The following is a 15,068-nucleotide window of genomic DNA, read 5'->3' as shown; positions in this document are numbered from 1 at the left end:
GGCCAAACGAGAGGGCTGCGCGGTATGGCCTAAATAATAGGCATCAACGGATCGTATCGATCGCATCAAATATGACGAATTTATGAGCAAATGAGTGATTTAGATTCTAGGTTCGGAAAATCTGCCCTGTGTTGGTCAGATATGCGGCCCTAATGCGGCTGCGATCACGGCGGCGTGTCTGTGGCACATTGGTTGCATGTCTGATTTTGCCGTCCATCCGACGGGGAAACCGAAACAACAACAGGCACAGGAACAGGCACTGATGTCATTGGACGAACCCATTCTCTCCCGTCGCGGTCTCGGCCGGTTAGGCGTCGCCGCGGCAACACTCGCCGCGGTCGGTGCCGTCAAGGCCGCATCAACCCCGGCGGAAGCGCAGGCCACCGGCGGCACCATCAAGGTCGGTGTTCTGCATTCGCTGTCCGGCACCATGGCGATCAGCGAGACCACGCTGAAAGACGTCATGCTGATGCTGATCGAACAGCAGAACAAGAAAGGCGGCCTGCTGGGCAAGAAGCTGGAGGCCGTGGTGGTCGATCCGGCGTCCAACTGGCCGCTGTTCGCCGAAAAGGCCCGCCAGTTGATCTCGGTCGACAAATGCGCGGCGGTGTTCGGCTGCTGGACGTCGGTGTCGCGCAAGTCGGTGCTGCCGGTGTTCGAGGAACTCAACGGCATCCTGTTCTATCCCGTGCAGTATGAGGGGCAGGAGTGCAGCCGCAACGTGTTCTACACCGGTGCGGCGCCGAACCAGCAGGCGATCCCGGCGGTGGATTACCTGATGAAGGAAAACAAGGTGAAGCGCTGGGTGCTGGCCGGCACCGACTATGTCTACCCGCGCACCACCAACCAGATCCTGGAAGCCTACCTGAAGATGAAGGGTGTGGCGCAGGAAGATATCATGATCAACTACACGCCGTTCGGTCAGTCCGACTGGCAGAACATCGTGTCGTCGATCAAGACGTTCGGGTCGGCCGGCAAGAAGACGGCGGTGGTGTCCACCATCAACGGCGACGCCAACGTGCCGTTCTACAAGGAACTGGGCAACCAGGGGATCAAGGCGACCGATATCCCGGTGGTGGCGTTCAGCGTGGGTGAGGAAGAACTCGCCGGTGTCGATACCAAACCGCTGCTCGGCCACCTCGCGGCCTGGAATTACTTCGAGAGCGTCGATACCCGTGAGAACAAGGCCTTCATCAAGGAATGGAAGGCGTTCACCAAGAACCCCAAGCGCACCACCAACGATCCGATGGAGGCGCATTACATCGGCTTCAACATGTGGGTGAAGGGTGTGGAGAAGGCCGGGACCACCGATCCCGATGCCGTCATCGACGCGCTGATCGGCGTTTCGGTGCCGAACCTGTCGGGCGGCTACTCGGCGCTGATGCCCAACCACCACATCACCAAGCCGGTGCTGATCGGTGAGATCCAGCCGGACGGGCAATTCAACATCGTTTCGGAAACGCCCGGCCTCGTGGTCGCCCAGGAATGGTCGCCCTATGTCGAGGACACCAAGGACCTGATCGGCGATTGGCGCGCGCCGCTGAAATGCGGTGCGTTCAACGTGAAGACCGGTACCTGCACCTCCGGCAAGAAGGCCTGATTGCCGGAACGGAGGCGGTCGTTTCTCCCCGGCCGCCTCCTCTTTCTTCCGTTCAGTGAAGGGTTCGCGATGCCTCGGCTGATCGCATTGCTGCTGCTGATTGTTCTGGTGCTGCCAGGATCGCGCGCGCACGCCGACGATGCCTATGACGCGTTGTCAGCCTCGGCCCTGGCGATTTCACCGGAGAGTTTCGATTCGGTCCGGCACGGCATCGAACAGCTTGCGGAGTCCGGCGATCCCCGAGCGGCCGTGGTGATCGGTGCGCTGCATGATGGCACGCTGTACGCCAACGACGACCACGCGCTGTTCATCCAGCAGCCGGACGGCAGCTATGTCGACGCGCATACCGGGGCAAAAGCGCCGGATGTGACCGACGACGACGTGAAGAAGGTCCGCGTCAACAACGCGGTCCGCAGCGCGATCGACGCCGCGCTCGGCGGATTGCAGCTATTTGCGCCGGATGCCCCGACACGGCTGCACGCCGCCACCGCGGTGTTTACCTCACATGACCCGGCTGCCTTGCCGGCGTTGAAAAAAGCGTTGGCCAAGGAATCCGATCCCGCTGTGAAGCGGCTGATGGAGCAGGCGCAGGCGGCGGCGTTGCTGTCCGCGCCGGATGCCAGCGAGGCGGAGAAGCTGGACGCCGTGGCGACCCTGCGGGCACGCGGCGATCAGGATGCGCGCAGCGTGCTGTCGGCGCTGGCCGGTCAGTCCGGGCCGGTGGGTACCGCCGCCGCCGCGGCAGTGGTTTCGATCGATCATTTCCTGCAAATCTGGAGCGTCGCCCAGAGCGTCTATTACGGCATCAGCCTGGGTTCGGTGTTGCTGCTGGCTGCCGCCGGCCTGGCGATCACCTTCGGCGTCATGGGCGTCATCAACATGGCGCACGGCGAGATGGTGATGATCGGCGCCTATGTGACCTTCGTCGTCCAGCAACTGATGCACGCCTATCTGCCGTCGCTGTACGGCATCAGCCTGCTGATCGCGGTGCCGATGGCGTTCCTGGTGTCCGGTGCCGTCGGCGTGGTGATCGAGCGCAGCCTGATCCGCTGGCTGTATGGGCGTCCTCTGGAGACTCTGCTGGCCACATGGGGCTTGTCGCTGGTGTTGCAGCAGGTGGTACGGTCGTTGTTCGGCGCCAACAACCAGGATGTCGATACACCAGGCTGGATGAGCGGCGCGTTCCAGTTGGGTGGCCTGACGCTGACCTGGAACCGGCTTTATATCATCATTTTCGCCTTCCTGGTCGTGGCGGCGCTGATGGCCGCGCTGCGCTACACGCCGCTGGGCCTGCGGATGCGGGCGGTGACGCAGAACCGGCGCATGGCCGCGGCGATGGGCATCCGTACGCCATGGATCGATGCGCTGACGTTCGGGCTGGGCTCCGGGATCGCCGGGATCGCCGGCGTGGCACTGTCGCAGATCGACAACGTGTCGCCCAATCTCGGGCAGGGCTACATCATCGATAGTTTCATGGTGGTGGTGTTCGGCGGCGTCGGCAATTTGTGGGGCACGACGCTGGGCGCGTTGACCCTGGGCATCGTCAACAAGTTCCTGGAACCGATCGCCGGCGCGGTGCTGGGCAAGATCATCGTGCTGGTCCTGCTGATCTTGTTCGTGCAGCGCAATCCGCGCGGCATGTTCCCGCTGAAGGGACGGGCGGTGGAAGCATGAAGCTCGATCGCACCAGTTTCATTACCCTCATCGCCGTGATGGGCGCCGCCCTGGTCCTGGCGCTGCTGAACCAGATGACGGCGGCGGCGTCGGCGGCGCATGTCCCGACCTATGTGATCGCGCTGGCCGGGAAATATCTGTGCTTCGCGATGCTGGCGCTGGCCGTCGACCTGGTCTGGGGTTTCGCCGGCATTCTGTCGCTGGGCCATGCGGCGTTCTTCGCGTTGGGCGGCTACGCGATGGGCATGTACCTGATGCGCCAGATCGGCACGCGAGGCGTTTACGGTAATCCGAACCTGCCGGATTTCATGGTGTTCCTGGGGTGGAAGGCGCTGCCCTGGTATTGGACCGGCTTCGAATGGTTCGGTTTCGCGATCTTAATGGCGATGTTGGTACCCGCGGTCCTGGCCGGCGTGTTCGGCTGGCTGGCGTTTCGGTCTCGGGTCACCGGCGTTTATCTGTCGATCATCACCCAGGCGCTGACCTACGCGCTGTTGCTCGCGTTCTTTCGCAACGACATGGGATTCGGCGGCAACAACGGGATGACGGACTTCAAGGACATCCTGGGGTTCAACGTGCAGGCTGACTCGACCCGGTCGGCACTGTTGGTGATCTCCGCCGTCGTGCTGTGCGGACAGTTTCTGCTGGCGCGGTTTGTTGTGGACTCGCGGTTCGGCAAAATCCTGATCGCCGTGCGGGATACCGAGAGCCGCACACGGTTTCTGGGATACCGGCCGGAATCCTACAAGCTGGTGGTGTGGGTGCTGTCCGCGATCATGGCCGGCATCGGCGGCGCGCTGTATGTGCCCCAGGTCGGGATCATCAACCCGAGCGAATTCGCGCCGGGGAATTCGATCGAGGCGGTGATCTGGGTGGCAGTCGGCGGCCGTGGCACGCTGGTGGGTGCGATCCTGGGCGCAATCATCGTCAACTTCGGTAAGACCTGGTTCACTGGCGCGCTGCCGGAAGTGTGGCTCTACGCGCTGGGGGCGATGTTCATTTTCGTGACGCTGTTCCTGCCGCGCGGGGTGATGGGATTGGTCCGGACCAGCGCACCCAAGGAGCCGGAACCAGAAACCCCGGCGGTCGCCGCGGCGCATGAGGTGACGGGATGAGCGAAGGCGACACCCTGCTGTATCTCGACGGCGTCACCGTCAGCTTCGACGGCTTCAAGGCACTGAATGCGTTGTCGCTGACCTTGGAAGAAGGCGAGATGCGGGCGATGGTCGGCCCGAACGGCGCCGGCAAGACCACGATGATGGACGTGATCACCGGCAAGACCCGTCCTGATTCGGGCAAGGTGGTGTTCGGCAAGGATACCGACCTGACCAGGTTGGATGAGCCGGCCATTGCCTCTCTGGGGATCGGACGGAAGTTCCAGAAGCCCACGGTGTTCGAGCCGCATACGGTCTGGGACAATCTGCTGTTGGCTCTGGCGGGGGATCGAGGCGCGCGGTTCACCCTGTTCGCGCGCGAGACGCCGGAGGAGAAGCGGCGGATCGAATCGATCCTCGAAACGACTCGGCTGACCGATCAGCGGAAGCGGCGATCGGCGGATTTATCGCATGGGCAGAAGCAATGGCTGGAGATCGGGATGCTGCTGGCCCAGGAACCCAAGCTTCTGTTGGTGGATGAACCGGTGGCCGGCATGACGGACGCGGAGACCGAACAGACGGCGGTGCTGCTGCGGGAGATCAACAAGACCCGCAGCGTGGTGGTGGTGGAGCACGATATGGCCTTCGTCCGAGCGTTGGGGGTGAAGGTAACGGTGCTGCACGAAGGATCGGTGCTGTCGGAGGGGTCGTTGGATTTCGTCAGCGAAGATCCGAAGGTAATCGAAGTGTACCTTGGGCGCTGAGATTGGGGGGCGCTGATGCTGGACTTTGAAAAAGTCGATCTGCATTACGGCGCGGCGATCGCGCTGCGGCAGGTTTCGCTGAAGGTGGAAGTGGGTGCGGTGACGTGCCTGATGGGCCGCAATGGCGTCGGCAAGACCTCGACGTTGCGGGCGATCACCGGGGCGCACCCGATTTCGTCAGGTTCGATCAAGTGGGAGGGCGAGGAGATTTCCCGCCTGCCGATGTACGACCGGGCAAAACGGGGAATCGCGTGGGTGCCGCAGGGGCGCGACGTGTTTCCGCTGCTGACGGTCAAGGAGAATTTGGAGACCGGGTTTGCCGTCTTGCCGCGCGGGCAGCGGAAAGTTCCGGATGAAATCTTCGACCTGTTCCCGGTGCTGAAGACAATGCTGGGCCGACGTGGCGGCGACCTGTCCGGCGGCCAGCAGCAACAGCTCTCCATCGCTCGGGCGCTGGTTATGAAGCCAAGGCTGATCGTGCTGGATGAACCGACCGAGGGTATCCAGCCCAGCATCATCAAGGATATCGGGCGGGTGATCGCGCTGTTGCGCGCCAGGGGCGATATGGCCATCCTGCTGGTGGAACAGTATTTCGATTTCGCCCAGGAACTGGCGCAAACGATGGTCGTGTTGGACCGGGGTGACGTGGTTCTGTCCGGGCGGCGAGAGGACCTGGACGAGGCTGATGTACGACGGCGGCTGTCTGTCTGAACCTAGTTTGCTGCAGCGTGCAGTCGGGGAACTGCGTGTCGTGGTCAAGCGATTCGGCCCCGAGACGGTGCTCGACGAACTCCGCCAGGCCGGCTGCCTCAAGGCTCGGTTTCCACGGCGGATCGTTCCGGGTTGGATGGATGTGGTGATGCTGAACACCGGCGGCGGTGTCGCCGGTGGGGATCGGCTGGATCTGGCGTTTGGCGTTGCGGCCGGCGGCCGGATGACGATCGCGGCACAGGCGGCGGAGCGGTTCTACCGGGCGTTGCCGGGTGATGCGCCGTCGTTTGTGCGGACTCGGTTGACGGTGGAGCCGGGTGGGTTTCTGGAGTGGCTGCCGCAGGAGACGATCCTGTTCGACCGGTCCGCGCTGGACCGGCAACTGGAGGTCAATCTGGCGGCGGACGCCCGATTTCTGGGTGTCGAGACGTTGGTGTTCGGCCGAACGGCAATGGGTGAACGGGTCCGGCAGGGGTGGCTGCGGGATTTGATCCGGGTTCGGGTCGGCGGGTCGTTGCTGCTGCATGACGCGGTCCGGTTGGATGGCGACATCGACGCGGCCATGGCACGGCCGGCGATTGGCGGCGGTGCCAGGGTGGTTGCGACGGTGGTGTATGTGGCACCGGATGCCGGGGAACGGCTGGATGAAGTGCGGGCGGCGCTGGGTTCGGCCGAGGCCGGGGCCAGCGTGTGGAACGGCATGTTGGTTGCGCGTATCCTGGGACCGGATAGCGCCGGTGTGCGAGGGACGGTGGTTGCCGCGCTGAACGTGCTGCGGGAGAATCGTCCGTTGCCGCGCGTATGGCTGTGTTGATGAGGTTGCCGGAATGAACCTGACTCCGCGAGAGAAAGACAAACTGCTGATATCGATGGCTGCGATGGTGGCCCGGCGACGGCTGGAACGGGGGGTGAAGCTGAACCACCCCGAGGCGGTAGCGCTGATCACGGATTTCGTCGTGGAAGGGGCGAGGGATGGGCGCAGCGTGGCCGACCTGATGGAAGCGGGGGCGAAGGTGCTGACGCGCGATCAGGTGATGCCGGGAATTTCGGAGATGATCCACGATGTGCAGGTGGAGGCGACGTTCCCGGACGGGACCAAGTTGGTCACCGTGCATGAGCCGATACGGTAGATGCCGGGACCAACTCGTCATGCCGACGACGGTCGGCATCCACGCCTTTGGTTGTTCCAGCCAGAGGCATGGATGGCGGGCCTTCGCCCACCATGACGGCGAGGGGCCATGCCGAATGTCGGTCTTTCGGGGTATAACACGATGGAAAGCAAGATGTATGGCTCGTTTCACACTTGATCCGCACAATCCACCCCGCATAAGTGCCGAAGCGCTGGCCCGGCTCGATGCGATGACCGACGCGGAAATCACCGCGGCCGCACTGTCGGACCCGGATAATTTGCCCTGGACGGCGGATGAAATGGCACGTGTTGCCGCCGCGCGCCGTACTCAGGCCATACGCCGGCGAACCGGGCAGAGCCAGGCTCGGTTTGCGGCCGAATACCGGATCAATGTTGGTCGGCTGCGCGATCTGGAGCAGGGGCGATCCCGATCGGATAGCGCATTGTTGGCGTATTTGGCGGTTATCGAGCGGGAACCTGAAGTCGTAAAGCGCGTATTGGCAGCGGAAAGTGCGACGGCGGCATAGAAGCCACTGGCGCGATCGATCGTGCTGATTAGTATACAAGTTTGTCACTGTGCCGACCATAGGACGTTGCATGATCCCCGGCGAACTCCTCCCTGAACCAGGCGACATCGAATTGAACGCTGATTTGCCGCGTTCCGTGCTGACGGTGGCCAATACCGGTGACCGGCCGATCCAGGTCGGCAGCCATTACCACTTCGCCGAGACGAATGCCGCGCTGTCGTTCGATCGCGGCGTCGCCAAAGGGCAGCGGCTGGATATCGCGGCGGGCACCGCGGTGCGGTTCGAACCGGGGCAGTCCCGAGAGGTCACTCTGATACCGTATCGAGGCAAGCGCTTGGTGTTTGGTTTTCGCGGCGATGTGATGGGAGCGTTGGACTGATGGCTCGTATTACCCGCGCGGCCTATGCCGACATGTTTGGCCCGACGACGGGTGACCGGGTGCGGCTGGCCGACACCGATCTGATCGTGGAGGTGGAAAAGGATTTCACCCTCTACGGTGAGGAGGTGAAGTTTGGCGGCGGCAAGGTGATCCGCGACGGGATGGGGCAGTCACCTTACTCGCAGGCGCAGGGCGCAGTCGATACGGTCATTACCAATGCGCTGATCATCGACCACTGGGGCATCGTGAAGGCTGATGTGGCGCTGCTGAACGGCCGGATCGCGGCGATCGGCAAGGCCGGCAATCCCGATGTTCAGCCCGGCGTCGATATCATCATCGGGCCGGGGACGGAGGTTATCGCCGGCGAGGGGAAAATCCTGACGGCCGGGGGAATCGACTCGCATATTCATTTCATCTGTCCGCAACAGGTGGACGATGCGATCGCGGCCGGTATCACCACGTTGGTGGGCGGCGGGACAGGACCGGCGACCGGGACGGCGGCGACGACTTGCACGCCAGGACCCTGGCATATGGCGCGCATGCTGCAGGCGGCGGAGGGGTTGCCGGTCAACATCGCCTTTGCCGGCAAGGGGAACGCATCCCAGCCGCAGGCGTTGGAGGAGATGATCCGCGCCGGTGCGTGTTGCCTGAAGCTGCATGAGGATTGGGGCACGACTCCGGCGGCGATCGATACGTGCCTGTCGGTGGCTGATCGTTTCGACGTTCAGGTGATGATCCATACCGATACGCTGAATGAGTCCGGCTTCGTGGAAGACACCATCGCGGCGTTCAAGGGACGCACGATCCATGCCTTCCATACCGAAGGCGCCGGCGGCGGGCATGCGCCTGACATCATCAAGGTGGCGGGGCTGCCGAATGTGTTGCCCAGTTCGACCAATCCCACGCGGCCATACACGGCGAATACGCTGGATGAGCATCTGGATATGCTGATGGTGTGCCATCACCTCGACAGCTCGATCCCCGAGGACGTTGCGTTCGCGGAAAGCCGAATTCGCAAGGAAACCATCGCGGCTGAGGACATCCTGCACGACCTGGGCGCGCTGTCGATGATGTCGTCGGACAGCCAGGCGATGGGGCGGGTGGGTGAGGTCATCATTCGGACGTGGCAGACCGCGCACAAGATGAAGATGCAGCGCGGCGCTCTGGCGGGGGACAGCGAGCGCAACGACAATACGCGCGTGAAGCGGTACATTGCCAAATATACGATCAACCCGGCGATCGCGCAGGGATTCGCGAGCGAGATCGGATCGATCGCGGTGGGAAAGCTGGCGGATTTGGTGTTGTGGTCGCCGGCGTTCTTCGGGGTGAAGCCTGATCTGGTGATCAAGGGTGGATCGATCGCCTGTGCGCCTATGGGCGATCCGAACGCGTCCATCCCGACGCCGCAGCCGGTGCATTACCGGCCGATGTTCGGCGCGTTCGGGCGAGCGATGGCGGCAAGCTGCATCACCTTCGTTTCGGCGGCGGCGATCGAGGCGGGGGTTGGTAAGGCGCTGGGGTTGGAACGCCGTCTGGCGGCGGTGTCGAACACGCGCGGTGGGATCGGCAAGAAGGCGATGATCCATAACGATGCGACTCCGGTGATCGAAGTCGATGCGGAAACGTATGAAGTCCGAGCGGATGGGGTGCTGCTGACGTGCGAGCCAGCGACGATTTTGCCGATGGCACAACGGTATTTCCTGTTCTGATGCGCGCCGAAACCATCCTGCCGGCGGGTAGCTGGGACGTGGCACGGGAGGTCGATCGCGTGATGATCGACTATGACCGGCGTTTCCGGCGTCGGATCGTTCTAACAACGGTCCTGGGGGCGGAGGTACTGATCGATCTGCCTCAGGCGGTGCGGTTGCGCGATGGCGACGGGTTGTCGGTCTCGACGGGTGTGGTGCGGATTTGTGCGCAAGCGGAAGACCTGATGGAAATCCACGCGCATGAGGATGGGGAACTGGTCCGGATTGCGTGGCACTTGGGAAATCGCCATCTACCGGTGCAGTTGCTGGACGACCGGATCCGCATTCGGGCCGATCATGTGATCGGCGAAATGGTCGAGGGACTGGGCGGCCACGTAGACCTGATCCAGGCACCGTTTGACCCCGAAGCTGGCGCATATTCCGGCGGCGGCCATCATCATCACCATGACGACGACGATGACCACCACCACTGACCACAGGCCTCTGCTGAATCTGCTGGCATGGTTGTCGCCGGCGTTTCCGACGGGTGCGTTCGCCTATTCGCATGGGCTGGAATGGGCGGTCGAAGCAGGCGACGTCATGGATGGCGACAGTCTGCTGCATTGGTTGACGGATGTATTGGTATGCGGTTCGGGCCGTTCCGATACGATACTGTTGCGCCATGCGCATCGGGCGGCGGCCGATCGCGCGGCGTTGCAGGAGATTGTTGCCCTTGCAACGGCGTCTGCACCGGCTCGGGAACGTCGTGATGAGACACTGAACCAGGGGCGGGCGTTTCAGCTTGCGGTGGCGCCGTGGACAGCGATTGAATTGCCGGAAGATGCACCGTACGCTGTTGCCGTGGGTGCAGCGGCTGGGGGGCGAGGCGTTCCAGAGGACGACACGGCTGTTGCCTATCTGCAGGCGTTCGCGACCAACCTGATTTCGGCGGCCGTGCGCCTGGTCCCGCTCGGACAAACGGCTGGTTTGCGGGTTTTGGCGGCGCTGGAACCGGTTATCCTGGCGACGGCCACCGCGACGGCCGATGCGACGCTCGACGATGTTGGCGGCTGCGCGTTCCGATCCGATCTGGCCGCCATGCGGCATGAGACCCAGTACACGAGGTTGTTCCGATCATGACGATTTCTCCGAACGGGCCGTTGCGGGTTGGTATTGGCGGCCCGGTCGGTACCGGCAAGACCGCGCTGATGGACGCGTTGTGCAAGCATTTCCGTGATCGTTACGACATCGCGGCGATCACCAACGATATCTATACCAAGGAAGACGCGGAATTTCTGACCCGAGCGGGATCGTTGCCGGTGGAACGAATCATGGGCATCGAGACTGGCGGGTGCCCACATACGGCGATCCGGGAGGATGCATCGATCAACCTGGCGGGCGTCGCCGATCTGCGGAAGCGATTTCCCGCCCTGGATCTGATCCTGATCGAATCGGGCGGCGATAATCTGGCAGCGACATTCAGTCCGGAACTGGCGGATTTGACGATCTATGTGATCGACGTTTCGGCAGGCGATAAAATCCCGCGCAAGGGCGGCCCGGGGATCATGCGCAGCGATCTGCTGGTGATCAACAAGATCGATCTCGCGCCTTACGTCGGGGCTAGCCTGGAGGTGATGGACCGGGACGCGAAAAAGATGCGCGGTGACCGGCCGTTCGTATTTGCGAATGTCCGAGCGGGGAAGGGCGTCGCTGACATTGCCGCATTCGTCGAAAAGCAGGGCGGCCTGCGGTCGGTCTAGCCAAACCTCCCTTGTTGTTGGACACTGGCGACGACCAGCGGGAGGGATATCAAAATGGCTGATGACAGACGCGCCCAAGGCCGAGCGATGCGGCGGAAACTGATGGGCGATGCGTATGCGGATAAGCTCGACAAGAACGTTTATCAGCATCCGATCATGGAGAAATTCGCCGCCTACACGCAGGAAGCGATATTCGGATCGCTATGGACCCGACCAGGGCTGGATCTGAAAACACGAGCGTTGATCTGTGTCATTTCAGATGCGGCACAGGGGCGTGATCCCGAACTGAAACTGCATTTGCGGTTCGCGCTCAACCAGGGTTGGACGGAGGATGAACTGTCCGAGGCCTTGCTGCACCTTGCCGGCTATGTCGGTGCGCCGCTGGTGCGCGAAGCGCTATTGACCGCGATCGAAACGTTCAAGGAAGTCGCGGCCGAGTAGGGGGATGCTTCGGTCCCGCTGGCATCGCGTTTTTCCCGCGGTGTCTGTGGGTTCGGGGATTGCCGCGTCGCTACGAGTCTCGCAATGACAGCACCCGACGACCGATCGGTCATAGGTCCAGTTGGTCTTGTGTTGCCGCGGAATGGCCGCGTCCGGTGCCGCCCTGGGCAGTGACATCGACCTCGCCGTCGCCGAAGTGTAGCCGCAGTTTGTTGCCGGGTTTGACCGATGCGGCGGTTGTGACCGGCCGGCCGGCGGGATTGGTCACCAGCACGTAGCCGCGTTGCAGCAGGGCCATCGGCGATGCCGACTCCAATCTCGGCCCCAGGCCGGCGAGGTGCGCTCGGGCCTCGCGCAGTGACGCTCGCAGCGGCGCCTCGGATACGCGGCCCATGACCCGCTCCGCTTGGCCGCGCAGGACGGTCAGCGCGCGATGCACGGCGCCGGCGAGGCGCTGCGATGTCCGGTCCAGGTTGGATCGATGGGCGGCGACCAGCCCGGGGGCGGACAGGCGCAATCGCAGGTCCCGGTCCCTGACGGTTTCGCGGGCTCGGGCGGTTAATGTCCGCGGATCGGGCAGCCGGCGTTCGACCGACGTCAACACGACGCGCCGGCGGGCCACCAGCGACGGCAGGGCCAGAAGCACCCGTTCGGTCCGATCATCCAACCGCTGGCGCGCGGACCCCAGAAGCGCCGGCAGGTCGGGGATGCCGCGTTCGACCCGGGCCAGGCGCAGACGGCTTTCCTGTGCCAGCCGGTTCAACCCGCCGACCAATCGCGCGGCCTTTTGGGCCAGATCGGCAATCAAGTCGGATCGGGCAGGGATCGCCATCTCGGCCGCGGCGGTGGGCGTAGGTGCGCGACGGTCGGAGACGAAGTCGATCAGTGTGGTGTCGGTCTCGTGTCCGACGGCGGAGATCAGCGGGATGCGGCAGGCCGCCGCCGCTCGGACGACGATCTCCTCATTGAACGCCATCAGGTCTTCCAGGCTGCCGCCGCCGCGGGCGACGATCACAACGTCGGGCCGAGGCGGATCGCCGCCTTCCGGCATGGCGTCGAAGCCGGCGATGGCGGCGGCGATGCGTTCGGCCGCGCCCTCGCCCTGGACCGGCACCGGCCAGACCAGGATGGAGGTCGGGAAACGGCGGGCGATGGTGGTCTTGATGTCCTGGATGACCGCCCCCCGCTCACTGGTGACGACGCCGATAACGCGCGGCAGGCCGGGCAGGGGGCGCTTACGGTCGGCATCGAAGACACCCTCGGCGGCGAGGCGCTGACGGATCATCTCGATTCGGGCCAGCAGGGCGCCGACGCCGGCATATTCCATCCGCTCGATGATAAGCTGGTAGGAGGAGCGTTCGCCGTAGGCGGTAATGCGGCCGGTGGCGATCACCTCGGTGCCGTTCTCCGGGACCATGCCGAGCCGGGGGACGGCGTTTTTCCAGACGATGCCGGCGATTTTGGCGCCTTCGTCCTTCAGCGACAGATAGATATGGCCGGACGGATACCGCTTGACCTCGGTCAACTCGCCGCGGATGCGGATGCGGCCGAAGGTGGTTTCCAGCGTGCGTTTCACCGCCCCGGAGATTTCGGAGACTGTGTATTCCGGCATATTGGAAACCGGGGCGGGGCGTGGGTCGTCCATATCCACAGCCTATGCTACGGCGTGCGCGCAGGAAACCGGACGCGTGAACAGGAGAGTGCGATGAAGGTGCTGGTCGTCGGATCGGGCGGGCGGGAGCACGCGTTGTGCTGGGCCTTGGCGGGTAGTCCGCTGCTGACGAAGCTGTATTGCGCGCCGGGGAATCCGGGGATCGCGACGGTGGCGGAGTGCGTGAATATCGGCGCCCTGGATATCCCGACGCTGGTGGGGTTCGCCCAGGACAATGCGATCGACCTGGTGGTTCCCGGCCCGGAAGCCCCGTTGGTCGCCGGGATCACCGACGCTATGGAGGCCGGCGGCATCCCCTGTTGCGGCCCCTCGCGCGCGGCGGCGCAACTGGAGGGCAGCAAGACCTTCACCAAAGAAATCGCCGATGCAGCCGGGATCCCCACAGCGTTGTGGGAACGGTTCGAGGACGCCGACGCGGCCAGGCAATTCGTACGCCGACGCGGCGCACCAGTGGTGGTGAAGGCGGACGGGTTGGCGGCCGGCAAGGGCGTGGTTGTCGCGGCGACGGAAGATGAGGCGCTGGCCGCGATCGACGCCATGATGGACCGGAAGGTATTTGGCGACTCGGGCGCGGCGGTGGTGATCGAGGAATGCCTGGTGGGCGAGGAAGTCTCGCTGTTCGCGTTGTGCGATGGTGAGGACGCTCTGCTGCTGGGATCGGCGCAGGACCACAAGCGGGTCGGCGACGGCGATACCGGGCCGAACACCGGCGGAATGGGCGCCTATACGCCGGTGCCCAGTTTCCCAGCCGATCTGGAACACGCGTGCATGGACAAGGTCATCCGGCCGGCGCTGAAGGAAATGGCGCGCAAGGGGATGCCGTTTCGCGGTATCCTGTTCGCCGGCCTGATGCTGACCGAGGAAGGGGCGAAACTGATCGAATTCAATGTGCGGTTCGGCGATCCGGAGTGCCAGGTTCTGCTGGCCAGGATGAAGTCCGATCTGTTGCCGGCCCTGCAGGCGGCCTGCGACGGCGAGTTGCGGGATTTCGACCTGCGCTGGAACGATCTGGCCTCGGTCGCCGTGGTGATGGCCGCGCGGGGCTATCCGGAGGCGCCGCAGCGGGGTTCGGTGATCCGCGGCCTGGATGCGGCCGCTTCGGTGCCGGGTGTGTCGGTCTTCCATGCCGGCACCGAAGCGAAGCCGGACGGGTCTATCCTGGCGGCAGGCGGGCGGGTGCTGACGGTGTGTGCCACCGCCCCGGATATCAAGGGTGCCCGGGATGCCGCATACGCTGCTGTGGATGCGATCGTCTGGCCCGACGGATTCTGCCGTCGCGACATCGGTGCGCGCGCGCTGTGAGTGACACTGACGAAAAACGCGGCGACCGGATCGCCAAGTGGCTGTCCCGAGCGGGTGTGGCCAGCCGGCGGGATGCCGAACGGATGCTGGCCGAGGGCGGGATCAAGCTGAACGGCAAGGTGGTGACGCATCCGGCGACGTTTATCTCCCCCGGCGACGTGGTGCAGGTGAACGGCAAGGTGGTGGACCAGCCGGATCGCACGCGGGTGTGGCGCTACCACAAGCCCGAGGGGCTGGTGACCACTCACAAGGACCCCGAAGGGCGGCCGACGGTGTTCGACAAACTGAAGCACCAGTTGCCGCGGGTGATCAGCGTCGGGCGGCTCG

Annotated in this window: 17 protein-coding genes; 16 read left to right on the top strand and 1 reads right to left on the bottom strand. The window is 64.0% G+C overall.

Annotation, left to right across the window (positions count from 1 at the left end; genetic code table 11):
* Positions 1-262: 262 nt before the first annotated feature.
* From urtA to GSQ89_RS02515, 14 genes are all read left to right on the top strand, one after another.
* Positions 263-1,600, top strand: a complete 1,338-nt coding sequence (gene urtA / locus GSQ89_RS02580; protein WP_158921704.1) for an urea ABC transporter substrate-binding protein — start codon at positions 263-265, stop codon at positions 1,598-1,600.
* Between the two features lie 69 nt (positions 1,601-1,669).
* The gene (gene urtB, locus GSQ89_RS02575; RefSeq protein ID WP_158921702.1) at positions 1,670-3,274 is read left to right on the top strand and encodes an urea ABC transporter permease subunit UrtB; all 1,605 of its coding nucleotides are present in this window, start codon (positions 1,670-1,672) and stop codon (positions 3,272-3,274) included.
* A complete protein-coding gene (gene urtC / locus GSQ89_RS02570; protein WP_158921700.1) occupies positions 3,271-4,389 on the top strand; it encodes an urea ABC transporter permease subunit UrtC in 1,119 nt (372 codons plus the stop codon). Before urtB ends, urtC begins: the two co-directional genes overlap by 4 nt.
* Positions 4,386-5,132 carry an urea ABC transporter ATP-binding protein UrtD gene (gene urtD, locus GSQ89_RS02565; protein ID WP_158921698.1) on the top strand — a complete coding sequence of 249 codons (747 nt, stop codon included), beginning with the start codon at positions 4,386-4,388 and terminating at the stop codon, positions 5,130-5,132. The genes urtC and urtD overlap by 4 nt, the downstream gene beginning before the upstream one ends.
* Positions 5,133-5,147: 15 nt before the next feature.
* On the top strand, positions 5,148-5,843 hold the full coding sequence (gene urtE, locus GSQ89_RS02560; protein WP_158921696.1) for an urea ABC transporter ATP-binding subunit UrtE: 696 nt from the start codon (positions 5,148-5,150) through the stop codon (positions 5,841-5,843).
* 7 nt (positions 5,844-5,850) lie between these two features.
* Positions 5,851-6,657, top strand: a complete 807-nt coding sequence (locus GSQ89_RS02555) for an urease accessory protein UreD (RefSeq protein WP_216855975.1) — start codon at positions 5,851-5,853, stop codon at positions 6,655-6,657.
* Positions 6,658-6,670: 13 nt separating this feature from the next.
* Positions 6,671-6,973: an urease subunit gamma gene (locus tag GSQ89_RS02550; protein ID WP_158921694.1), complete on the top strand. Its 303-nt coding sequence runs from the start codon at positions 6,671-6,673 to the stop codon at positions 6,971-6,973.
* A gap of 157 nt (positions 6,974-7,130) precedes the next feature.
* Positions 7,131-7,499 (top strand): DNA-binding transcriptional regulator, encoded by a 369-nt coding sequence (locus tag GSQ89_RS02545; RefSeq protein ID WP_158921692.1) that lies wholly within the window; start codon positions 7,131-7,133, stop codon positions 7,497-7,499.
* A gap of 70 nt (positions 7,500-7,569) precedes the next feature.
* Positions 7,570-7,878, top strand: a complete 309-nt coding sequence (locus GSQ89_RS02540; RefSeq protein ID WP_158921690.1) for an urease subunit beta — start codon at positions 7,570-7,572, stop codon at positions 7,876-7,878.
* Complete coding sequence (gene ureC, locus GSQ89_RS02535; RefSeq protein ID WP_158921688.1) at positions 7,878-9,587, top strand: urease subunit alpha; 1,710 nt, start codon at positions 7,878-7,880, stop codon at positions 9,585-9,587. Before GSQ89_RS02540 ends, ureC begins: the two co-directional genes overlap by 1 nt.
* Positions 9,587-10,060, top strand: a complete 474-nt coding sequence (locus GSQ89_RS02530; protein WP_158921686.1) for an urease accessory protein UreE — start codon at positions 9,587-9,589, stop codon at positions 10,058-10,060. The genes ureC and GSQ89_RS02530 overlap by 1 nt, the downstream gene beginning before the upstream one ends.
* A complete protein-coding gene (locus GSQ89_RS02525) occupies positions 10,044-10,706 on the top strand; it encodes an urease accessory protein UreF (RefSeq protein ID WP_216855974.1) in 663 nt (220 codons plus the stop codon). The genes GSQ89_RS02530 and GSQ89_RS02525 overlap by 17 nt, the downstream gene beginning before the upstream one ends.
* A complete protein-coding gene (gene ureG / locus GSQ89_RS02520; RefSeq protein WP_158921684.1) occupies positions 10,703-11,326 on the top strand; it encodes an urease accessory protein UreG in 624 nt (207 codons plus the stop codon). Before GSQ89_RS02525 ends, ureG begins: the two co-directional genes overlap by 4 nt.
* A 54-nt stretch (positions 11,327-11,380) precedes the next feature.
* Positions 11,381-11,767, top strand: a complete 387-nt coding sequence (locus GSQ89_RS02515) for a carboxymuconolactone decarboxylase family protein (RefSeq protein ID WP_158921682.1) — start codon at positions 11,381-11,383, stop codon at positions 11,765-11,767.
* Between the two features lie 109 nt (positions 11,768-11,876).
* On the opposite strand, the gene xseA is transcribed toward GSQ89_RS02515, so the two are convergent.
* Complete coding sequence (gene xseA, locus GSQ89_RS02510; protein WP_158921680.1) at positions 11,877-13,412, bottom strand: exodeoxyribonuclease VII large subunit; 1,536 nt, start codon at positions 13,410-13,412, stop codon at positions 11,877-11,879.
* Between the two features lie 60 nt (positions 13,413-13,472).
* Between xseA and purD the strand changes: the two genes are divergently transcribed.
* Positions 13,473-14,741 (top strand): phosphoribosylamine--glycine ligase, encoded by a 1,269-nt coding sequence (purD, locus tag GSQ89_RS02505; protein ID WP_158921678.1) that lies wholly within the window; start codon positions 13,473-13,475, stop codon positions 14,739-14,741.
* The coding region (locus GSQ89_RS02500; RefSeq protein WP_174254820.1) for a S4 domain-containing protein at positions 14,738-15,068 on the top strand (331 nt) is incomplete at its 3' end. The genes purD and GSQ89_RS02500, both read left to right, overlap by 4 nt.

Source organism: Acidisphaera sp. S103 (assembly GCF_009765975.1).
GTDB lineage: Bacteria > Pseudomonadota > Alphaproteobacteria > Acetobacterales > Acetobacteraceae > Rhodopila.
Note: the sequence above shows the minus strand (reverse complement) of the source record. Positions and strands in the feature narration are given on the sequence as shown.